This window comes from Flavobacterium aquiphilum (assembly GCF_027111335.1).
GTDB lineage: Bacteria > Bacteroidota > Bacteroidia > Flavobacteriales > Flavobacteriaceae > Flavobacterium > Flavobacterium aquiphilum.
The window spans coordinates 3,768,480-3,793,724 of sequence record NZ_CP114288.1 but is presented as its reverse complement, the minus strand read 5'-3'; the positions used below and the strand labels follow the sequence as shown (position 1 = coordinate 3,793,724).

9 protein-coding genes are annotated in these 25,245 nt (G+C 34.3%); all 9 read left to right on the top strand.

Annotated features, from left to right (window positions below; genetic code table 11):
- The first annotated feature begins 408 nt into the window (after window positions 1–408).
- Complete coding sequence (locus tag OZP12_RS15310) at window positions 409–4,590, top strand: hybrid sensor histidine kinase/response regulator (protein WP_281225903.1); 4,182 nt, start codon at window positions 409–411, stop codon at window positions 4,588–4,590.
- 882 nt (window positions 4,591–5,472) lie between these two features.
- Window positions 5,473–8,727, top strand: a complete 3,255-nt coding sequence (locus tag OZP12_RS15305) for a SusC/RagA family TonB-linked outer membrane protein (RefSeq protein ID WP_281225902.1) — start codon at window positions 5,473–5,475, stop codon at window positions 8,725–8,727.
- 35 nt (window positions 8,728–8,762) lie between these two features.
- The gene (locus tag OZP12_RS15300; protein ID WP_281225901.1) at window positions 8,763–10,541 is read left to right on the top strand and encodes a RagB/SusD family nutrient uptake outer membrane protein; all 1,779 of its coding nucleotides are present in this window, start codon (window positions 8,763–8,765) and stop codon (window positions 10,539–10,541) included.
- An 82-nt stretch (window positions 10,542–10,623) separates the two neighbouring features.
- A complete protein-coding gene (locus tag OZP12_RS15295; RefSeq protein WP_281225900.1) occupies window positions 10,624–11,730 on the top strand; it encodes a DUF4979 domain-containing protein in 1,107 nt (368 codons plus the stop codon).
- Between the two features lie 100 nt (window positions 11,731–11,830).
- Complete coding sequence (locus tag OZP12_RS15290; protein ID WP_281225899.1) at window positions 11,831–13,090, top strand: alginate lyase family protein; 1,260 nt, start codon at window positions 11,831–11,833, stop codon at window positions 13,088–13,090.
- Window positions 13,091–13,797: 707 nt separating this feature from the next.
- Entirely contained in the window at window positions 13,798–18,573 is a 4,776-nt protein-coding gene (locus OZP12_RS15285) for a DUF4979 domain-containing protein (protein WP_281225898.1), read from the top strand.
- Between the two features lie 496 nt (window positions 18,574–19,069).
- Entirely contained in the window at window positions 19,070–21,859 is a 2,790-nt protein-coding gene (locus OZP12_RS15280; protein ID WP_281225897.1) for an endo-acting ulvan lysase-like protein, read from the top strand.
- A complete protein-coding gene (locus OZP12_RS15275) occupies window positions 21,859–23,802 on the top strand; it encodes an alpha/beta fold hydrolase (protein ID WP_281225896.1) in 1,944 nt (647 codons plus the stop codon). Before OZP12_RS15280 ends, OZP12_RS15275 begins: the two co-directional genes overlap by 1 nt.
- On the top strand, window positions 23,802–25,244 hold the full coding sequence (locus OZP12_RS15270) for a glycosyl hydrolase family 28 protein (protein WP_281225895.1): 1,443 nt from the start codon (window positions 23,802–23,804) through the stop codon (window positions 25,242–25,244). The genes OZP12_RS15275 and OZP12_RS15270 overlap by 1 nt, the downstream gene beginning before the upstream one ends.
- The last annotated feature ends 1 nt before the right edge of the window (window position 25,245 follow it).

Sequence of the window (25,245 nt, the reverse complement as noted above, 5' to 3'; positions counted from 1 at the left end):
ATACCTTATCGGGTATAAATACAGGTATATTGCATATTATACGATAGGATCCAGAAGATTGCAAGTATAATTATAGTAAAAATGGCTTCTAATATCGTTGGTTTTTGATAAATAACAATTGGAAATTTTTGGTGGATCATTTTTAGAAAGTTCATTATGCCTGAATAAATTCAAATTTATTTAAATTCTTGTTTTTTTAAGAAGAAAAGAAGTTGTGAGTTCTCTTTGAGGAAATAAAAATCATATATATCCTTCTTTTGTAAAAACTGAATTTAAGAATATATTCATTAATTAGTTTTAGTTTTTTATTTTTTTTAAAATTCTTTTTATCTCATTATGATTTCTGATATATTAGCTATTTTTGAAAAATTTTTGAAAATAAAATATAATATATAAATAAAAGAGGATATGAAAAGTAAAATTATTAATGTGTGGCTATTTATTTTAGTTACTTACTTTTCGCATGCTCAATATTCTAATTTAAAATTCGAAAATTTAGACACTTCGAAAGGACTTTCAAGCAGTACATGTGTAGATATTCTTCAGGACCATGAAGGTTTTTTATGGTTTGGAACCATAGATGGTTTGAATAAATATGATGGTTATGAATTTGAAATTTATCGCAACATTCTTGATGATCCAACTTCGTTAAGTAATAACAGAATTACTGTTATTACTGAGGATAAATTGGGACGTTTATGGATTGGGACTAGCAACGGTCTAAATGTTTTTGATAAAAATACTGAGAAATTTCATAAGATTGAATTAGATAAAAAGAAGGGTGCAGAGCTTAACATCCGTGAAGAAATTAACGGTTTATTATATCAAAAAAGGAAAAATACCCTATGGGTGTGTACCAAGAATGGAGTTACAAAATTACTTCTAGATAATACTCAAGGAGGAGTTTATGAGAATATTAAGTTCAGTCATTATAGTAATATACAAAATGATCGATTTTCAATTGATAATAATGATGTAACCAGTGCTGTTGAAGATAAAGCTGGAAATGTATGGCTAGTAACCAAAGGTAGTAATCTTCATAAGTATAATCCAAAAACCAATAAGTTTGTCAGATATTCGATTGATTTTAGCAGTAATCAATATTTGAATCATCTTCCAAAACAGATTCTGATTGATAAAGATGGCGACTTTTGGATTGGTAATGATATTGCCCATTTGTTCCTTTTCAACGTTGAAAAGAATACTTTTAAAAATGTCTCTCCATTAAACTTAAACAAGACAGTTCCAATTTTTCATCTTTATATGGATAGAAAAGGTGTTGTATGGGCTTCTACTGATGGTGACGGTATTTTTTTGTTAGATAAGAAAGAAGGAATGTTGCAACATCTGACTCATAATCCTTTTAACCCTTTTTCACTATCAAATAATCAGCCTTCAAAGGTTTTGGAGGATAAAAAGGGAATTTATTGGATCACAACTTATAATACAGGACTCGATAAATTGGCTATTTCAAAAACATCTTTTGGACATTATTTCTACAAGTCTGAAAGTAATGAAGGGTTAAGTGCAAAGATTGCCCAATCCGTTCTTGAAGATAGTAAAAATAGAATTTGGATTGGTACTGATGGAGGGGGATTAAATCTTTTTGATGAGAAAAGAGGAACATTCAGACATTTTCGGGCAAGACCAGGTGATCCAAATTCACTTAGTTCTGATAAAATTGTTAATATTGTAGAAGGTGATAATAATGTGCTCTGGGTTTGTACATGGGACGCAGGATTAAATAAATTTTACACTGAGACAGGAAAGGTAAAATCATATCAGTACAGTCGAACGAATCCTTTTTCTATTGGGCAAAATACTGTGTGGTGTGCCAGAATGGATTCAAATGGGTATTTGTGGTTGGGAACTTCAACAGCAGGATTAAATTTATTTGACCCTGTTACTGAAAAATTTTACCAGTATAAAAATATTCCGGGGAATTCTAAGAGCCTGATCAGTAATTTTGTTTTTTCGCTTTTTATTGATTCCAAAAACAGACTTTTTGTAGGTACTTCTCAGGGGCTTTGTGTGGCAAATTTGAAAGGGATCAAAGGTCATGTACCGCCTAAGATAAATTTTTCGGAAGTTAAAATTAAGCACATTCAAGGGAGTCGTATCAATAATATTACTGACGATAAAAAAGGTAATTTATGGGTTGGGACAGATATGGGGCTTTATGAACTTGATTCTAAACTTCGTTTAAAGAAAGCCTATTCTTCTTTGGATGGCCTGCCCAATAATCTAGTTGTTGGAATAAAAGAAGACGATAATGGCAATTTATGGATTACATCAAAAGGGGGGCTTTCCTACTTAAAACCTGCAACAGGAATTTTTAAAAATTTCAATGTGCATGATGGATTACAAGGAACCGAATTTCAGAGCAAGTCGATTGATAAAACCCATGATGGTCGAATTATTGTTGGAGGTATAAACGGATTCAATATTTTTAATCCACATGATATTTCTTTAAAATCAAGTATTGTAAGTCCAGTTATTAGTGAAATTCGTTTATTTAATAAAAAAATTAACCCAGGAGAGGAAGTAAATGGGAGGATTTTATTGAATGAGGCTGTTTCAAAAGTTAGGGATATAACTCTGAGATATGATCAAGGGTATATTTCATTTGGATTTGTAGCTCTGAATTATCAGAATCCGGAGAGGGTTAAATATGCATACAAGATGATAGGGCTTGATGAAAATTTCATTAGTGCAGGAACTACCCGAATTGCTAATTATTCCAACTTGGAACCTGGAGATTATACTTTTGAAGTAATGGCTTCAATAGATGGTCAGTGGGATCAGGCCAGAAAAACAGCTATTCACTTAACGGTGCAGTCTCCACCCTGGAAAACATGGTGGGCTTACTGTTTTTATGCGATCGCCTTTGGAACGCTATTATATTTTGGTGTAAATTATTATACCAGAAAAGTTAAGGAGGAGAAAGAGCAGGAATTAGATCAGATGAAATTGAATTTCTTTATCAATGTGTCTCATGAATTTAGGACTCCGCTTACTTTAATTTTAAATCCTGTAGATAAAATTCTATCATCGTTTAGCGATCCTGAAGAAGTTAAAAAATCGGCATTAATTATTCAGAGAAGTAGTAGACGCCTGCTACATTTGGTGAATCAGCTTTTGGATTTGAGAAAAATGGATCTTGGAAAAGCGCCATTAGAGATTAAGAGATTAAACATTGTCAAGTTTAGTAAGGATGTTTTTGTGCTATTTGAAGATCTTGCCAAGGCAAAAGGAATTCGATTTTCATTTGAATCCTCAAAAAAGGATTTAATTGGGATGTTTGATCCCGATAAGATTGAAAAAATACTTAGTAACTTGCTTTCAAATGCTGTAAAGTTTACTGACAAAGGTGGTAGTGTAATTTTATCAATATCTGAATCTCATCAAGAAAAAGCTACTCCGGTTTTTTGGTTTTTGAAGAAATCAAAAATGCAGAGAGTAGTGAATATTAAAGTTACCGATACTGGTATAGGATTAAAGAAAGAGGAAATTAGTAAGGTTTTCGAACGATTTTTCCATCCGGATAGTTCTAAGACTGGGACTGGTATTGGTTTGAATTTTATCAAGAGTTTAGTAGAGCTTCATCAGGGAGAGATTCTTGTTGAAAGTGAATACCAAAAAGGAACAACTTTCACAGTAAGAATTCCTGCAGATTTGATTGAGAATCAGAAAGAGTTTGGAAGTCAAAATCTGAAAGATAACCACAAAATAGATAAAAACTCCATAACTTCGACTGAATACGAGATCGCGATATCGAATGAAAATGAAGAGACTGCTACTCCTGAATTAGAGAAAGGAGATAGAAAGGTCGTTCTTATTGTAGAGGACAATAAGGAGCTACGAAGTCATTTGAAAAATGAATTAAGTGGTCAGTTTCAGGTTAGAGAGGCTGCAAATGGTCTTATTGGTTTGGAAAAAGTGAAAAAATATTTTCCAGATATTGTGATAAGCGACGTAATGATGCCGGAAATGGATGGTTTCGAGATGTGTCGTCAAATTAAAACTGAAATTGAAACCAGTCATATTCCTGTAATTTTGCTTACAGCCAGAAGTCTTGAAGAAGACAGGATTGAAGGCTATGATACAGGTGCAGATGAATATCTATCAAAACCATTTAATATTAATGTCTTAAAAGCAAGAATTAGGAATTTACTCGAAGCAAGAAAAAGGGCCAAAGAACGTTTTGCATCCATAGGTAGTATATTGCCTTCGAGTGAAATTGCTACCAACACAATTGACGAAATTTTCTTGGATAAAACAACAAAAATAGTGCTAGGTAACATTTCAGATCCGGATTTTGCTCTTGAAGATATAATTAGGGAGATTGGAATTGGAAGATCACAATTCTATAGAAAAATTAGTTCGATTACCGGGCAGAACCCAAGTAACTTTATTAGAACAATTAGATTGAAGTACGCTTCTGAATTATTACTTACTAAACAATATTCAGTTAAGGAACTTACTCATATGTGTGGTTTTAATTCTTCGGCATATTTTACAAAGACTTTTAAAGAACTTTTTGGTGTAACTCCAACACAGTTTCTTGAGGATAAATCAGAAAAGCAATAATTACTTTTTTAGGTAATTTAATACGTTAAAAAGAAAGGTAGGGTTCATATTGAAATTCTACCTTTTTTTTGTTTACACTATTAAGGTATGATTTTATCAAAATATTTTATTGTATCTACGGTTTTCAGAGCCACATTTTTTTTAAGCATATTATAAAATGAAACATGTCAATTTTGTTTGGTATTGAATGATAATTTATGTCAGTTTCTTCATTATGCACATTGATTTTTATTGAGTAGTATATATGATTAAAGTTAAACTGTTGTAAATAAGTGTGATAATTTAAATGATAATAATTGAATTTTTTTCTTGTAAAAAAACACATTTTTAAAAATATAAGCGAATTTTTTACATTCAGACTAAAAATGGGTTATAGTTTATGCATAATGAATCATAATTTATCGCCAAAAAGAGTTGTTCATTCTAAATTTGACATTGTTATCATTACAGATTTGGTTAGTCTGCAATTTTTACAGCTGATGTGAGAAAATCAGTAAAGAGCAGTTGCTGGACATAAGCAGCCGGCAACTGCAAATTTTAGACCAGCAATATTTTTCCTTTTTAGCAAAGTGAAGTAAATGAACCAAAGCGATACAATGTTATTTTATTTACTAGTTGACATCTTTAATGATGTTTTTTAAGATCAAAAGGTAAGAAATTTAAAAACAGCTAATGATATTAGTTTAGGTGACAAGGAAATCTGTCATTAACAATGCTCAAATGTTGTAATACGATTTAAAACTCTATCGATATAGTTTGAGCTTTTATAAAATATTTAAATTACCATAATAAAAATAAGAAAGAAAACTGCAAAAATTGAATACTAACCAAAGAAGAGGATACTAACAAAAAAGAATACTAACCAAAAAATTAAATTGTTTTATGTCTAAACCAAAAATTAATCAATTTAAACTAAAATTTTTATCAAAACCAGCATTGTTGGTGTTGCTATTTGGGTGTAGTGCCGCAGGTGACCTGTACGCTACTTCAAATGTAAATAGCAATTTAAGTTTAAATGGAATAGAAGTGGAAAATGTTCAACAGGATATAACTGTGAAAGGAAAAGTCACTGATTCAGCAAAATTAGGGATACCTGGAGTGAACATTACGATAAAGGGAAAGAAAGGCGGTGCGAGTGCGAGCACTGACTTTGATGGAGGGTATACAATACATGCATCTTCCCCAAATGATATCCTTGTTTTTACCTCAGTGGGATTCAAAACGGTGGAAAGAAAAGTTGGAGATTTTACTAGTAATATTATCAATGTTACTTTAGTGGCTGATGTTTCGACCTTGAATGAGGTTGTTGTTGTAGGATATGCAACTCAAAAGAAAGCTGCAGTAACCGGTGCTGTTGAAGTTGTAAGTGGTAAAGTTTTTCAGGATAGAGCTGTAACCAATGTTGGATTAGCTTTACAAGGGCAAACTCCAGGACTTGTAGTGACAAGGTCAAGCTCACGACCCGGAAATGAAGGGTTAAACTTTCAGATCCGTGGTGCAACTTCTATCAATGGAGGGTCTCCTTTGGTTATTGTAGATGGAGTGCCAATTGTAAATTTCTATTCGTTTCAGAATATGAACCCGGATGATATCGATAACATCAGTGTATTAAAAGATGGTTCGGCTGCGATTTATGGTTCCAGAGCTGCAAATGGAGTTATTTTGGTTACAACCAAAAAAGCAAAAGGAAAATTAAAAGTAGATTTCAGCAGTAATATTCGTTCCTCAGAGCCGGGAATTACTAGTTATTCAGCCTCAATGACTGAATATGCAAATGTATGGTTGGCCGCCAATAAGGAAGAGAAAACACCAAACTGGTGGGGTTGGATTAGCAAGGAGAATATGGAAACGATGGCGTCGGGCAAGGAGGGGCTTTACCCAACTCAGTTTTGGGGAGACGTTTATATTGCTAATTCAAACCGTATTGATGAAATGTTTGCTCGCCGCTTTTCATATCAAAATAATGTAAGTATTTCTAATCGAACAGATGTATCGGGATATCGTGTTTCTTTTGCAATGGCCGATAATCAAGGGAATTTAGCAACACAATATGATGGACAAAAGCAATACAATCTACGTTTTAATTATGACTACAAATTGTCTGAAAGATTGAAACTTGAAAGTGCAGTAAGTTTCATTGATGCAATTACAAAAGGCCCTTCGGTGGGATTAGATGAAACTTTGTATGCAAACGATATGCCTTTCTTCCCTGCTAAGAATCCATTTGGACAATGGAATGCCAATTTTGGTAATGTTGGTAACAGAAACTCTGCTGCGGCAACATCAGATGGAGGTACAGATACAAAAAAATCCTTGACCAGTAGAGTTGATTTTAAAGGAACTTTGAGTCTGGCAAAAGGATTAGATTTAGAAGGTGTAGCTTCCTACCAAACAGAAAACTTTTATGAAGAAAGATATGTTTTACCCGTTCAGCTTTATGATTGGTATGGTAATAAATCACTTGAAAGTTTGGCAAAAACGGTTCAAAGTGCAGGTAATCCAGGGTATAAAACAAATGATTACGACTCTTTTTACCAATATTATTCTCTTATGTTGAGATATAATACAACTTTTGGAGAAAAACATCATCTTTCGGCATTTGGCGGTATTAATGCTGAGAAAACACAAGTCAGAACATTAGCGGGAACTCGTGCCTTTTTTAATGATTTGGGAGTATATGATTTAAATGCAGCAGATCCAACTACTCAGTCTAACTCAGGAGGGAAATACCAGTTTGGAAATTATTCTTATTTGGCTAGTGCAGCTTACGATTATGATGATAGATACCTTGTGAAGCTTTTAGGTCGTATAGATGGAGCCTCAAATTTTGCTCCTGGGTTTAAATTCAAAGAGTATGGTAATGTCGAAGTTGGATGGGCTTTTAGTAAGGAATATTTCTTAAAAGATAATTCTGTTTTAAGCTTTGGAAAGCTTAGAGCTACTAGTGGGGTGGCAGGAAACTATACAGGTATCGGAAATTACGATTACGTTTCTGCAGTTAATATGGGGACAACAGTATTAGGATTGCCACCAGCTATTCAAACTAGTAGTTCTTTGGCTGCAAATGGTTTGGTAAGTTTAGATAGAGAATGGGAAAGAGTATATCAAACAAATATAGGTCTTGATCTTGGTTTCCTAGACAACAGGCTTTCGGCATCATATGATTTCTTTTTGAAAAAGAATAAAGGAATGTTGACAGATGTACTTTATCCGGCAGTATTGGGGGGAACTGCACCAAAAACTAACAGCGGTCAATTGGATGTACAAGGTTGGGAAGCTGTAGTTTCATGGAAAGATCATATTAATGATTTTTCATATAGTGTATCATTTAATATCGGTAATACTGAAAGTAAGCTAACGCATAAGGAAGGAGCTGATTCATATGTAGCTGGTAAAAATAATGTGAATGGATATGCATTGAATTCTTGGTTCTTATACCAAACTGATGGATATTTTAAAAACCAGGCTGATGTTGATGCATATTATGCGAAGTATGCTGCAGGAGGACAAGATATGACAAAAGTTGTTAAAGGAACAACTGCAGAGTTAAGACCAGGTGATACAAAAAGAATTGACTTGAATGGAGATGGGGTTATCACGACTAATGGAAGCAAAAATAGTGACCTTAAATATATGGGAGATGGCAATGCACACTACGTATATGGATTAAACTTAGGAGCTAATTTTAGAGGATTTGATTTTCAGGCATTTTTCCAAGGAGTTGCCAAACAGCAAATTATGCGTACAGGTTACTTAGCTTACCCATTTGCAACACTTTTTACTAATCAACCGGCAAGTTTCTTAGGAAAAACATGGACAGAAGAGAATCCTAATGCAGAATTCCCTCGTTTGACAGTTGATACAAACAGAGCAAACTGGAACTATGCATCAAATGATTTTATGTTACAGAACAATGCATACATACGTCTTAAAACTTTAGTGATAGGATATACTCTTCCAAGAAACATTTCAAACAAAGCTAAATTAGAAAGAGTAAGATTTTATTTCTCAGGTAATGATTTATGGGAAGCTACGAAAATCAAAGATGGCTATGATCCAGAAATGGGAGAAGTTTCTCAAAATTCCGGATACCCTTTTTATAGAACCCTGTCTTTAGGTTTAAATGTTGGGTTTTAAGTAATTTAAAAATTAGTACTATTAAAATATATAATATGAAAAAGTTAATATATATGGGTTTGATCGGAGGATTAACACTTGGGCTTTTTTCTTGCCAAGATGATTTTATCGATTTAAAACCTCAAGATACCTTTACAGATGCTACTTATTTTCAAAGAGCAGCTGATTTTAAAGCCTATACTACCGATTTCTATAGTCAATTAATGGGGTGGAGATCTCCGTATGGAGGAAATGAAGTTTACAATCACATGGATTTTTCATCTGATTTATCTGTTTATTATAATTTCCAGTCTGATGTAGGACGTGGTACAATTGGAACTGTAACTAGTGATGTTCGTTGGAACAATCCTTATAACTGGATTAGAAAAACTAATATTTTGCTTTCTAAAGAAGCTGGTTACCCTGGTAATAAAAATGAAATTACCCAATATATTTCTGAGGCCTATTTCTTTAGAGCGAATGCCTATTATTCATTATTAAAAACATTTGGAGGGGTGCCAATTGTAACTTCGGTACTTGATACCGATTCTCCAGAAGTTACTGGTCCACGTAATAGCAGATATGAGGTGGTAACTCAAATATTATCAGATTTGGATAAAGCCATCGCTAATCTTCCTCTTGAATCAGCTATTGCAGCTACTGACAAAGGACGAATCAGCAAATGGGCTGCAAAAGCCTTAAAAGCTGAAGTAGAATTGTACGAAGCGACTTGGAGAAAATACAATGGGACTTCTACTGATTTTTCCGGATCAGGTGGTCCAGCTTCTGATCAGGTTGCGACATTCCTAACTGATGCTATTGCTCTTTCTAAAGAAATTATGGATAATGGAGGTTATTCTTTGTGGAATAATAATAATACTGCAGGAATGATAAATGAGAGCTACTATTATTTGTTTAGCTTGGAAGATGCAGGAAGTAATCCGGGTGGATTTACCAAAGCGAGTAATAATGAATTTATCCTTTATGGTGTTTATGATGTGACCTTAAGAACTGGAAATCAGAATGTATCGCTTACTTTAACAAATGCATTAAGTAGCAGAAAAATGATGGATATGTTTTTATGTACAGATGGATTACCACCTTCTAAATCTCCATTATTTCAAGGATATCATGCTGTTGGAGATGAATATAAAAATAGAGATTTAAGATTATTCGGTTATTCTGGTGTGACGCCTACTGCTCCTGCTGGTTTAACTGCTGGTATAGCTGGTTATGCCAATAGAAAATATGTAGCTTACAAATATGGTACATATAGGAATGCCCTTCAGGAGTCTGCAAATTATCCTATTATAAGATTAGCGGAGGTGTACTTAATCTATGCAGAGGCATTATTTGAAAAAGATGGCGCGATTTCAGATGCTGATTTAAATGCATCTATTAATAAATTAAGAGCAAGAGCTGGTGTTGCTGCCTTAACAAACTCATTGGTTGCTTCGAACAGTTTGAGTATGAGAGACGAAATCAGAAGAGAGAGAACTTTAGAGTTGTATCGTGAAGGATTCCGTTATGATGATTTAAAGCGTTGGGGTATAGCAGAAGCCGAATTGAATCAATCTACTTGTGGTCAAGTCGTTGGAGATGCCTCCTATGTGACACCCTACAGAGATGCGACAGGTACAGCCACAGCTAGTTACAAGCCTGCAACATACATATGGGGTGAAGAAGTGGTTAATACTGCAAAAGGGCCTTTAAAATGTGTTGTTTTGGATGGAAAAAGCAATAAGGTTTTTTCAAAGAAAAATTATTTGTGGCCTATTCCAACAGGGCAAATTAATTTGAACCCGAACTTAAAACAAAACCCAGGTTATAATTAATATAGTTAAACTGGGAAGCCAACTGTCATATGGTTTCCCAGTACTTGAAAAGAATAGAATTATTTAACTTAATTTTTTAAATATGAAATTATTATATAAGCTTGGCATTTGTTTTGTAATGTCGATAATTCTCTCAATTGCTTTTAGTAGTTGTGAAGAGGATGCAAATTTTAAAATAGTTGAATATCCAGCTCACACAGTAACCGGGTTTTCACCTACTTCTGGGAAAGTTGGTCAGACTATTACTATCACAGGTACAAACTTTGGTGATAATGTAAAAGCTGTAAAAGTTTTTTTTGGTGCTACTCTTGCTACTCTTGTAAGTATTAATGATACAACAATTGTAGTAAAGATTCCCGACGGAACATCTGGTCCATTGACTATTAATGTTTGGAATCATACTGTGGTGACACCTGATTCATTTACAATTCTACCGTCCGCTAAAATTGATGGAATATCGCCAACAATTGGAATTGAAGGAACTTTGGTTAAAATCAATGGAGTTAATTTTGGAACTGATAAAAATGCTGTTGTTGTTAAGTTTAACTCCGGTACTTTACTTGCTGATATTATTTCTATTACAAATAATGAAATACAAGTTAAAGCGCCAATTGGAGTTCAGGCCGGATATATTTCAGTTACAAAAGATGGTATTGAATTACAAACAAAAACATTTAACGAAGGTTACTTAAATTTCAATTACAATACTACAGGAAATAAAGAAGGTTGGGATATTACCAATAATGCGACCGCTTTAATTTCAGGAGGCTATTATAATGTCACTTTTGATCCAAGTTTGTTTTTAGGAACCAGTAAGAGAAGAGCCGATTTTAAACTTACTGCAGGTGCAGTTGTACATCCAGGTAATTTCCCAATTTTGGCTATTAAGTTTAATAAGCCTGCAGTAGTGAATTTGACTTTAGATACAAGTGTTGGATCTTATAAAAATGGCGCTAATAAATGGGATGGTATAATTCCTGATAAAAATAATAATGGAAAGGATATTTATTATTTTGATATGAGAAATACTTTTGGTGCCAGCACTCTTTTGTCACAAACAGCTTCAACAACTTTGTCAACTTTTCAATGGAAAGTAGCAGATATTACTTCACCTGAGTTAGGTTATTCTGTGGACTGGGTTAAGACCTTTACCAGTCTTGCTGAACTTCAGGCTTATGCTAACCAATAAAGAGATTGTTTAAACGAAAGGTCTTTTAAAGGCCTTTCGTTTAATTAAAAATAAATTATTCTTGGAAATTTAGGATTCAATTTTAATCAATAAAAATATTATGAAATATCTACTTACTGCTTTTAAGTTTGTTTTTCTGCTTAGTGTAATCAGCTGTAGTAGTGCTGATGTAACAACTGATCAAACGCCGGCTGTTGTTGATTCGGGAACAACTCCAAATCCTGGTACTCCTGCAAAAACATTTGTACACCCGGGTTTGTTGCACACGCAAGCTGATTTCGACAGAATGAAATTAAAAGTTAATGCTTCGGCTCAACCATGGATTGCAGGTTGGAATAAACTTATTGCCAATAGTCATGCTCAGTTAACCTATTCGCCCAGTCCGGTTGTGAAATTGATCAGGGGAGGAAGCTCGGTTGAAGAGCCTCAACCAGATAATTATAGTGCTGCTTTTAATGATGCGGCAGCTGCTTATCAAACAGCAATTCGTTGGAAAATTACTGGTGATGTTGCTTATGCTAATAAATCAATTCAAATTTTAAATACTTGGGCTAATACTTGTACAAGTATTTCGGGTGATTCTAATAAAGTTTTAGGTGCTGGAATATATGGATATCAATTTGCAAATGCTGCGGAGATTATGCGTACCTATAGTGGTTGGTCAGCTACTGATTTTGATAAGTTTAAAACATGGATGAAGACTGTTTTTTTACCAATTAGCAAGGATTTCTTGGTAAGACATAACAATACCTGTATTTCTCATTATTGGGCAAATTGGGATTTATGCAGTATATTGAATGTAATGTCAATTGGTGTATTAACTGATGATGCAGATTTGTATAATACAGCTGTTACTTATTTAAAAAATGGTATTGGTAATGGTCAGTTAATTAAAGCAGTTTGGTATGACCATAAAGATGGTACGGCACAAATTCAAGAAAGTGGTCGTGATCAAGGACATACTTTATTATGTGTTGGTTTTTTATCTGATATCGCTCAAAGCACTTGGAATCAAGGAGATGATTTTTATAGCTATAATGATAACCTGATATTAAAAGGGGCTGAATATGCTGCGAAATATAATTTTACCACTCTGACGATTCCATTCCAACCCTATAATAATTGTGACAATGTAAATCATGTCGTAAATAGTGCTGATGCTAGGGGAGGTATACGTCCTATTTGGAACGCAATCTATAATCATTATTTAATACGTAAAGGGCTTTCTGTAGATGCATTAAAATATGTATCACTTGCACGAAATATTGTTGAAACGGAAGGTGGAGGTGGAGATTACGGACCTAATAGTGGTGGTTTTGATTCCTTAGGTTTTGGAACTTTATTATATAGTTTGGAGTAGTTTTTTTTGCAACTAATTTTGAGGCCCGTTGATGTGATTTTAATGTTAATTACGTCAATGGGTTTTTTATATAAAAAAATATAAATTTTAAATAAAATCTACATTAGTAATAAAATAACTCATGTTTTCTTTGTGATTAGTTTGTGAAGTTTTTTTATAAATGTTTATAGCCAAATTTGCGTTTTTCTCAAGCGTAAATTTGGCTATGTTTTTATTGTAAAGAAGACTGTTAGGCTATTGTGTTTTAAATTTATATCATGAGGCTTACTGTGGAGATGAATGGGTGTAAACCTCTCGGAATGTAGTGATTTGAGGGGATTTCTACGCGATTATTGGTTTGGTAATGATGTAAATTGAAATAAAAATGGTTAAAAAAATGGATTTAAAAATTTTATCTTAATTTTTTAGATATAAATTCAGTAATGGTCTATAATTTATGCATAATGGTTGATAATTAATACTTAAGATAAATTCATGTAGGTACTTTTGATTTAAACAATATGAAAATTGACATATTCAATAATCAAATTTAACTGCCTATGACGAAATAAGACATATAACTTAAATGATATGATATTATAGCAATTTCATATCAGGTTGGAGCTAAGCGTAGTTGATTTATTCGCGCTAAGTTGGTTTTATAATCAATTAATTGAAAAGCTCCATAATATTTTAATTCAGTGAATTTATATCTAAAAAACAAGTCAATGAAAAATTTTAATCAAATATGTATTGAAAAAAACTTTACTTTATCAAAATCACTTGCTTTAGTTTCTTGGTTTGAAAAAACTAACGTAAAAATAAATAGTTTGTTCAATTTTACCTTAGTAGTTGTAATGATATTGCTATTACCTTGTATAACAGCTGAAGCTCAAACAGGGTTGATAAATGATGATTTTTCTACAGGTAACACTTATAACTGGGTTGCCGCAACAGCTGGGTCAACAGGACAAATTATAAATGGAAAATATAATGTGACCTTTCCTGCGCCATCGGGAGGGAAATACCGTGCTGATTTCAAAAAGAATGGAGGGATAACATTTCATGCTGGAAATTATCCTATAATTGCCATTAAGATTAATAAGCCACCTCGTTGTAATTATTTCTTTGATACGAACTTGGGATCTTATAATGGCGTTAATAACAATGGTACTAAGATTGTTACTGACAGTGGTAATGTTTTTTATTGGGACCTTTCAACTGGTAAGCTTGGTACAACCACGCTTTCTACTACTCAGGAAACTATTTTGTCTGCGTTTCAAATTAAAATTGCAGATATTGTCTTAACTGATGAAGAAATAGTTACAAATAAAACCAATTACCAGGTGGACTGGGTCAAGAGTTTTGCTTCCGTCGATGCACTTCGTGCTTTTTTAAATCCATCAGGAACTACAAATCCTCAATTTGAGTTCAGTGGCACCTTTGTGCATCCAGGATTACTCCACAATGCAACCGATCTTAACAGAATAAAGGATTTAGTGGCTCAACAGACAGGTCGCCCGTATCAGAGCTATCAGGCTTTGGTTGCTTCGGGAAAAGCCTCTGCTACCTATACTATGAAAGGACCTTATAGCGCTCTTACAAGAGATACTTCCCTTACAATTGACGGCGTAGCAGGAGGAACGGTAAAAAATAATGTAGAAAGCGATTTCATGGCGGCCTATTACAATGCATTAATGTATAAAATTAATGGTAATGAGACACACGCTTTAAAAGCTATTCAGATATTGGATGCTTATTCTGCTACAACAAAATCCATTGTTGGAACAGATTCAGAATTAAATGGTCTTTATGGATTTATGTTGGTTAACGCCGCTGAAATCATGCGTTCTACTTATCCGGCATGGACAGCAGCCAAAGTTTTGCGGTGTCAAAATATGCTGAAATCGGTATTCTATCCGGTAATAGGGAATTTTAAACCCTGTGCTCATGGTAACTGGGACATTATTTGTATGAAAGCTTTAATGGGAATTGCTATTTTTACTGAGGATGTTGCCATGTTCAATAAAACGGTAAACTACTATTATTACGGAGAAGGCAACGGAAGTATCAAAAATTATGTACTTACAGATGCAGGTCAATTGCAGGAAAGTAACCGAGACCAACCGCATGTAATGCTGGCTATAGGTTCTCTTGCTGAATTGGCAGAAATGGCACTAAAACAAGGGGTTGATTTATATTCAGCTAATAATAATGCCATAATGCGAGGATATGAATACACCGCTCAGTACAATTTGGGATTAGATGTTCCTTATCAAACCAGTTATGATTACTGCGAGAAAAATTACCAAGATTATACCCCAACTGCTATTTCTTCCAATGGTAGAGGTGATTTAAGAGCTGTATTTGAAATTGCATATAATCATTATGTCTACAGAAAGGGGTTAACGATGCCTCAAACAATGAATGTGTTAGCTAAGATGGGACCGGAGGGGGCTCCTTTTGGAGCTGATAATCCTGGTTATGGATCATTACTATTTTATTTGAATTCTGCTACTGACTATCAGTTTGCCAATGTTGGACTAATTGATGATAATTTTACTACTTCACCAGGTACTTGGAAGGCTGTAACTACAGGGTCAGTAGCTACGGCTGAAGATGGACAATTGAAAATCACTACAGTTATTCAATCAAATGGTAAAGGCCGAGGCGATATGCAAAATAATGTTACTACAGTACATTCTGGTAATTATCCGATTCTTGCTATTAAGATGAAGAAACCAGCAACATGTAATTTTACTTTCGATACTAGTTTGGGCAGTTATGGAAATGGAGCTAATAAGTGGACAGGTAAGGTTGGTGAGGAGATCTATTATTATGATTTAACTAAAACAGGTTTTGGTGCAACGCCAACTATGCTATCATCTACTGATGCCACAACACTTTCAACTTTTCAGTTCAAAGTTGCCGATATTGCCTCTGGTGAAACAAGTTATACTGTAGACTGGGTTAAAACGGTTAAAACAGTAGGTGAGCTTTCTGCTTTCGATCCCGCAACAGGCTTGATAAATGATAATTTCCTGACTACTACAGATGGTTGGAATGTAGTAACAACCGGTGCTACTGCTGTTGCAGATAGCGGACAATTAAAAGTGACTCTTGCCAAACAAACCAATGGTTCTTATCGTGGGGACATCAAAAAAACAGCAGGAACGACTTTATATCCTATGAATTATCCTATTGTGGCTATTAAGTTTAAAAAACCAGTAGTTGCTAATATCACTTTGGATTCTAATTTAGGTTCTTTCGGAAATGGGAGCAATAAATGGACTGGAAAAATCGGTAATGATATTTATTACTTTGATCTTTCAAAAACCGGATTTGGCTCAAGCAGTCCATTAACTAATCCAACTGCTTTAACAATTTTTCAATTTAAAATTGCTGATATTACATCAGGTGAAACTGGATATCAGGTTGATTGGATTAAAACCGTAAAAACCGTTGCCGAGTTGCAGACCTTGACTGCGCCAGCTTATCAAACAATTACTTTTGCAGCATTGGATACTATGAAAGTGGGTGCAGCTGATTTTGGTTCGGCTGTAGCTACCTCAGGGCTACCGGTAACTTTTTTAAGTTCCAATGAGAATGTTGCAACTATAGTAAATGGCAAAATTCATATTGTAGGGGCGGGAACTTCTGAGATTTCAGCCACGCAAGCCGGAGATGTTAATTACTACGCAGCAGATGTGGTGAAGCGAACTCTTACTGTGGTAAAAAAAGAGCAGAATATTACATTCAATAGTATATCTGAAAAAACAATTGGGGATTCTGATTTTGATGCAGGCGCCATTTCAACTTCAAAATTAGCGATAAGTTATGTTAGTTCTAATCCAGCTGTGGCGACCATAATTGATAGTAAAGTTCATCTAATAGGAGCGGGAAGTACTACAATCACGGCAACACAATTAGGAAACAATGAATATCTTGAAGCAACAGCGGTAAGTCAAGTCTTAACTGTAAACAAAAAGCAACAAAATATTAGTTTTGCAGCACTTCAGGAAAAAATAGTTGATGATGCCGATTTTGATGCGGGAGCTTCTACTAGTTCAGGATTGACTGTAGATTATTTCAGTTCAAATCCGTCTGTTGCGACTATTATTAATGGTCAGGTTCATATCGTTGGAGCTGGTATCTCCACGATTTCGGCCTTACAAGCCGGAAATGATGAATTTCTTGAAGCAAATTCAGTAAGTCAAACTTTAACCGTAAATAAAAAGCAACAAAGCATCAGTTTTCTAGCACTTGCAGAAAAAACTGTAACTGATGGTGATTTTGATGCTGGCGCTACTGCAAGTTCAGGATTAGCAATAAATTACATTAGCTCAAATCCTGCCGTAGTAAATATAATAGACGGTAAAATTCACATTGTAGGTGCAGGTACTTCTGAAATTACAGCTTTGCAGGCAGGTAATGATAGATACAGTGAGGCAACTTCTATTATTCAAAAACTAACAGTGAATAAACAGTATTATGTAGATGAGGATCATGATGGGTTTGGTTCAGAAGCTATAGCCATGTTGCCAGTTAATGATGCTCCGGAAGGATTTGCAAATAATAATACTGATTGCAAGGATACAGATGCAAGTGTTCATGAGCCAATAAAATATTATATAGATGCCGATAATGATGGTTTTGGATCTAAAACAGAAGTTTACTTGTGTTCTTCAATTGCTCCAAAAGGTTATGCTACAAACAATACTGATTGTGATGATACTCTGATTTTATTTGCAGACAATGATAGTGATGGACTTGGATCAAGTGTTATTGCTGCTTGTGGTGTTACTAATAATAGTGATTGTGATGATACAAATCCAAATCAGCTAAATGTAATGATTCCAGATGTTTATGCGCTAAATTCGACTGTAGACGAGAAAAATACTATTTATATAGGTTATGGTACACCATCGCTTAAGATTATGGCCACCCCATCAGGTGGTACAGCTCCCTATACTTATAAATGGAATTCAAATGAAACATCACAGGAAATAACGGTATCTATAGCAGGTACCTATACCATAACAGTAACGGATGCAAAAGGCTGTCAGAATGTCGCTTCTATTGTTATTAAAACGATCAATGTACAGTGTGGTAATACAGGCAATAAAGTTGCGATCTGCCATAATAATCAAGTAATTTGTGTAAGTTCTGATGCAGTTCAATCCCATTTGAATCATGGAGACAAGTTGGGTTCATGTGTTAGTTCCACAACTAAAAAAGCAGGAAAAGAAGTGGTTACTGATGAAGTATCAACTGAAGCCGTGGTGGTATTTCCTAATCCTGTCATAAGTAATTTGAATCTGAAAGTAAACGAAGTACATGCTGGTGCAAAAGTTGAATTGTTTAGTTCTTTAGGAATGAAGTTACTTTCCCAATCATTGACAACTACTTTTCAGACTATTTCTATGGAAGGTTTGCCTTCGGGAGTGTATTCATTATACATTATGAATGGGAATGAAGTTGCAATAAAGAGGATTGTCAAATAACAAATTTATTAATTGAAATTAAAGACCGGCTCTTTTGAATATTGTAGCCGGTTTTTTAATTTATGAAAAGATAATAAATTCTTAATGTTGGTAAAAGTAGACTATGGCGTTAGTGATAATTTTAAATTAATTTGAGTGGAAGTGAATTTAAATGAAAAGAGCAATAAAATTCAGTGTTTGCGTATGTTTTGGATCATAATTTATATTAATTGAATTATGATTTATCTTCAAAGATGGCAATTCTTCTTAATATTGAATTAACATTTTCGACTGTTTGATATTGAAAAATATCACAATTTTTAGAGGGTAGTAAAATTTGAAATTTGAAGAGATATTTTAGTTTTTGAAACAGATGTTATACTTCTAAAGCTGAATTAACAGAAAAAAAATTTAGGTTAAATTTAGTTAGTTTGATTAACCTAGTGTAGTTGCCGATGTGGGGTAGGCAGCTGCTAATCAAATTTTTGTTACCTTACTATATCATAAAATAATAATCATGCAAAATAAAATTTTAGTACTTCTTTTTCTGTTACTTACTTTAGGGAATGTGAAATCCCAAAATTTACCAGTTCCTCAAAATATAGGTACACAACATCCACGTGTTTTTGGGAAAGACATGTCCTTGAGTCAAGTAAAAGAATTGGTGGGAAAAGAAGAATGGGCTGCGGCTATTATGGCCAAAACCAAGAATAATTTAGCACCCTATATTGCCCACTATAAAACAGATAAAACTTGGTTGGTTTCCCGACTTCAGATGTATTGGAAAACCAAAGCAACACAGGTTTATATTAAAGGTGGTACGTATGATCATGCAGATGGGGAAGCGCCAGTGCCAACAGTTAAATTTATTGGAGGACGAGGAACACCAACGGATTATAAAAATCCTAAAATAGAAGATATTCAGCCATATATGGATGATCCAAGAGGTTTGTATCTTCAAAATAAATCAAGTGGTTCCTGGGAATGGGCACCAATACCTGCGACCAGTGGAATTGTTGGGGCTATTAATAGAGATATTATGAGTATTGTCAGAGATGCGGCATTTATGTATTGGTACACTGGTGAACAAGTTTATGGCGATTTGGCTTATTCCGTTTTGGATACTTACTTAGAAGGGATTTATTATCGTAATGAACCAATTGACTTGAGTCATGGTCATCATCAAACTTTGGTAGGTTATGCTGGTTTTGAAGTTATCCAAGAACATATTTTGAATGAAATTACTCAAGGCTATGATTTTCTTTATGGGTACATTCAAAAGCAACATCCTGAAAGAATGGATTTGTATGCTCAAACTTTTCAAAAATGGGCAGATTTACTTATAAAGAATGGAGTTAGCTTCAACAATTGGAATTTACTTGAGGCAGCTCATATTTCTCATATAGCATTGGTTTTAGAAAATAATTCGGCTTATAAAAATGGTAAGGGAGCGCAATACTATTTGGATCAGATAATGAATCAGACTTCTACAAGACAATGGTCGATGAATAAATTAATTGATTATGGTTACGATAAAGAAACGGCAGTTTGGAATGAAAGTCCTGGTTATTCTTTAAATGTTTTGAGTGATTTTATTTCATTCGCCGAGTTTTATGATCGCAATTTCGATATTGATTTATTAAAAGAAATGCCTGTGCTAAAACAAGCTGTAAAATCAAGTGCACAATACCTTTATCCGAACAAATACATGGTCTCGTTTGGAGATGGACATTATAATAAATTACGTGTCGAGCCAATTCTCTATATAATTGAAAATGCACAAAAATACGGGAAGAAAGAGGACGAAGAGTATTTTACAAAAATGTACAAGACCATTTATGCTAATGATGCAAGTGAAGGGAAATTTATAGGTAAAAATATTCAGGATCTTTTTGCAGAGAAAGCTTTAACATTTGACAAAAATGTCGTTGAAGGAAAACTATTAGACTACACGACTCCATTGTTTTATGTTGAGCATAATAGTTGGTTGGTGCAACGTCAGGGAGAGGGAGATTCTGCCTTAATGATTAGTCAAATTGGTTCATTAGGGAATCACATGCATTCTAATGGAATTGCAATGGAACTCTATGGGAAAGGTTTGCCTCTAGCACCAGAGATGGGGCATGGATCTAGTTACTTTTCGATAGAATATGCCGAATACTACACACAGTTTCCAGCTCATAATACTGTGATTGTAAATGGGAAATCGAAATATCCTGAGATGAAAAGCAATCATGGTTTTGATTTAAATGCTGCTTACCCTAAAAGTGGATTAAACACAGGAATTGCTCCTGGAATTACTTTTTCAGATGTTTCTTTTTTGGAACCGGAAACTAATAGTAATCAACGCAGAGTAATGGGAATTGTAAAAAATGGGAGTGATGAGGGATATTATATAGACATCTTCCGTTCTACACAAAACAAAGGAAATAATATAAAAAATGAATATTTTTTCCATAATCTGGGACAGAATTTAGAATTAACAACAACAGCAGGAACTGTTTTAGATTTGAAACCTACCTCTAAATTAGCTTTTGGTGATGGTGATTTGATGGCATATGATTATATATGGGATAAGAAATCCATCGAATCCAGTCAGGATTTTAAAGGGAAATTTAATTTGGCTTTAAAAGATAAAACAGTGAACATGAACCTCTGGATGCAGGGACAAGAGGATAGAGAAGTTTTCTCGGTTCTTTCACCAAAATCAACTGCTTTAAGTCATGGGTTATTACCGGATGAGATCAATAATAATCCAATTCCAACATTGGTTGTGAGACAAAATGGGGAAGCTTGGGACAGACCATTTGTGGCTATTTATGAGCCGGCTTTAAATAATATGAGCAATATTCAATTTGTAGATTATTTTGGGAAAGATGAGTTTGTCGGGATTCATGTGACCAATAAATCGGGTAGAGAAGATTTTATTTTTTCGAATGCTGTTGCCGATAAAAAATTGAACGAGAAACAATTTTCTATTACTGGAACTTACGGTATAATCAGTAAAAAAGCTGATGATTTTACTCTTTTTCTAGGGAATGGAAAAGTTATTTCAAATAGGAAGTATACCATTGACTTAGGGAATGAAGTTGCTTCGGCAGTATTGAAAAATGAAAATGGAGTAATGTTTTTTGGTACTGATAGGGTATCTGTTTTGACAGTTTCATTAGAGGGAAAATCGAAGGACGCTATTTTGACGGATGCTGCAGGAGTTATATATAAGGGAAATTACAACAGTAAAGAAAAAACGGTAAGTTTTAAATTGCCAGTAATGACCTATCAAACGATTAAACTTACAATTGATTAATGAAAGTGTTTGTTTGTACGCATACTAAATTTTTTCCAGTTGCACTATTGGTAATCCTGTCGATATGGTGTAATAATGTATCTGGTCAGACCAAGTTTCGAAAAAAGGAAAGAAAATATGATTTTTCAACTGTCGAGCATAAGATCCAAACTTGGGTGGATAGTAGTTATTACTCTGGAGCATCGATTGTAATTGTTAAGAATGACATTGTTGTTTATGAAAAGATCTTTGGAAATTATAATAAAGATAGTCAAATTTTTATTGCCTCAGCTGGGAAATGGTTAGCTGCAGCTACAATAGCCTCAGTTGTTGAAAAAACAAACCTTTCTTGGGATGACAAAGTGAAAAAATGGTTACCTGAATTTAAAGATGCAAAAGGAGAAGCCACTTTAAGACAACTTTTTTCTCATACTTCAGGTTTTCCAGATTACCAACCTAAGGATTCGGTTACAGATAATTACCAAACATTGGAGGAATCGGTAAAACACATTGTTAATATACCGGCTGAAAGGCAACCAGGGACTTCGTTTCATTATGGAGGATTAGCAATGCAGGTGGCTGGAAGAATGGCTGAGTTAGCTACCGGAAAAGATTTTGAAACTATTTTTCAGGAGAACATTGCCATACCATTAGTGATGAAAAACACGCATTTTGTTCCCGTGGATAATAGTGGTGGACATAGTCCAATGCTTGGCGGTGGTGCCAAAAGTAAGCTTTATGATTATATCCATTTTTTAGATATGATTAGTCATGAAGGAAATTATAAAGGGAAACGAATTCTAAAGCAAGAATCTATTTTTTTAATGCAATCAGACCAGGTAGGAGATGCCAAGGTAGTCGATCCTGAATATGTAAAAAGAGTGCGGGCCGAAAAACATAATGGGGTATATGGACTTGGTGAATGGAGAGAAGAATTGGACGTAAAAGGGAATGCTGTATTAATTAGTAGTCCAAGCTGGGCGGGTGCTTATCCCTGGATTGATAAAACAACCAATACATATGGTTTTTTTTTAACCCATGTCAATGTAGAAAAGGCGAATAAAGCTGGTTTTTCATCTTTCTACAATAGTCCTGTCTTGCCAATAATGGTAAGGGATGTTTATAAAAATAGTGCCCTGCCAAAAGAGGTAAAGACAGGTTTTGTAAATGTCGGTGATGCAAAATTATATTATGAGGAATTGGGAAATGGAGTGCCTGTAATTTTTATTCATGGGCATTCCTTTGATCACAGCGAATGGGATCCTCAGTTTTTTGAGTTTGCCAAGAAGTATAGGGTTATTCGATATGATTGCAGAGGATACGGTTATTCGGATAAGCCAAAAGAGGATTTAGCATTTTTACATGCCGATGATCTTTTGAAGTTGATGAATAGACTTAAAATCAAAAAAGCACATTTGGTTGGACTTTCCATGGGAGGTTTTATAGCTACAGATTTTTTGGCTTTGCATCAAGAACGTCTTTTATCAATTATAGCTGCCAGCGGAGATATTTTTCCGGTTCCCGGCCCATCTGAGCCTTGGACAAAAGAGCAATTGGCTGTTCGACGAGTTGAAATAGCAAAAGTGAAGCAAAGAGGAACTATGACTCAGAAATGGGATTGGTTAAATGGTTTGATGAGTAATGGAGGAACTAATTTAGAAGCGATAAGAAGACCTGTTTGGGATATGATTTACAAATGGGATCAATGGCAACCACTTCATGCAGAACCTCGACTGGTTTTAGGAAATGACGCTATTTCTATTTTGAAGAAACAAAAAGTAACAGTTCCAGTAATGGTTTTGACAGGAGAAGCAGATAAAAATCGTGTCAATAAATTATTGAAATGTGTGCCAAGTGCTGTCCAAGTTTTGGTTCCAAATGCAGGTCACGTGAGTAATTTAGAAAACCCAGTTGATTTTAATCGATTGGTTATGGACTTTTTAAAAACAAATAAAAACAAGTAATGATATTTAAAGAGAGATTTTGGTCAGGAATAACAATAGCAGTTTTGCTATTGTCTGGAATATTTGAAATGAATGCTCAAGAATTGGTAGTTTATAAAATAACTGACGATATTCAAAAAAGCATGCACAACAATGACTTTTCAGTAAAAGTAAGGAAACCAGGAGGAGAGTGGAAAGACTTATTTGAGTATGGAGTAAAAGTAGATCAGGTAGTGGGATCCGGGCATTCGGTGCAAAAAGCTTCAATGGCTTATTTTGATTTTTCGGGAACAGTGGAAGTTTCAGTTACTTCAAATAAAGGTTTGATTAACAAAGCCCGGATAAGACCATTGTCTTATGGAATAGAACCAAAAATAAAAGGAAATACCTTGAGTTTTTCGCTATCGAATCCTGCTAATTTATCGGTAGAAATTAACGATGACATATTTCATAACCTTCATTTATTTGCTAACCCTATCGAAACTAACGTTCCAAATCCAAAGGATCCAAATGTGATTTATTTTGGCCCCGGAATTCACGAAATATCCAATCAAAAATTAAAAGTAGCTTCTAATAAAACGGTCTATTTGGCCGGAGGTGCAGTACTTAAAGGGCAGATTGTAGTAGATAGTGTTTCAAATGTGAATATAATAGGCAGAGGAATGGTAGACCAAGAAACTAAACTTGGAATACGCATAGCCCATTCTCAAAATGTAAATGTGGAAGACCTTTTTGCTTCTCAGTGTTTTACAGGGGAATCTGATGGTGTAAAAATCAAGAACGTTAAAACAATCAGTTTTTATGGGTGGGGTGACGGTATGAATGTAATGGCTAGCAGTAATGTATTATTTGATGGCGTTTTTGTACGCTCTTCTGATGACTGCACTACAGTTTATGGAACACGGATGGAATATGCAGGAAGCTGTAAGAATATAACAATGCAGAACTCAACACTTTGGGCAGATGTTGGTCATCCAATCTTGATAGGGACACATGGGAATAGTAAAAATCCAGATGTTCTTGAAAATTTGAAATACATCAATCTTGATATATTGGATCAAAAGGAAATGCAGGTTGATTATCAAGGCTGTATGGCAATAAATGTAGGAGATAATAATATGGCTAAAAATGTACTCTTTGAGAATATAAGAGTCGAAGATTTTAGAGAAGGGCAATTGCTTAATTTACGAGTATTCTATAATACAAAATATTGTACGGCTCCAGGTTTAGGAATTGAAAATGTGGTTTTTCGTAATATAAATTACAATGGTAAAAATGCAAATTTATCTATCATCGCCGGCTACGATGAACAAAGAAAAATTAAGAATGTAACTTTTGAAAACCTTATGATAAATGGGATTTTGATAAGTGATGAGATGAAAGGAAAACCAAAGTGGTATAAGACTGCAGATATGGCTCGTTTTTTTGTCGGAGAACATGTGGAAGGAGTTTCTTTTAAATAAA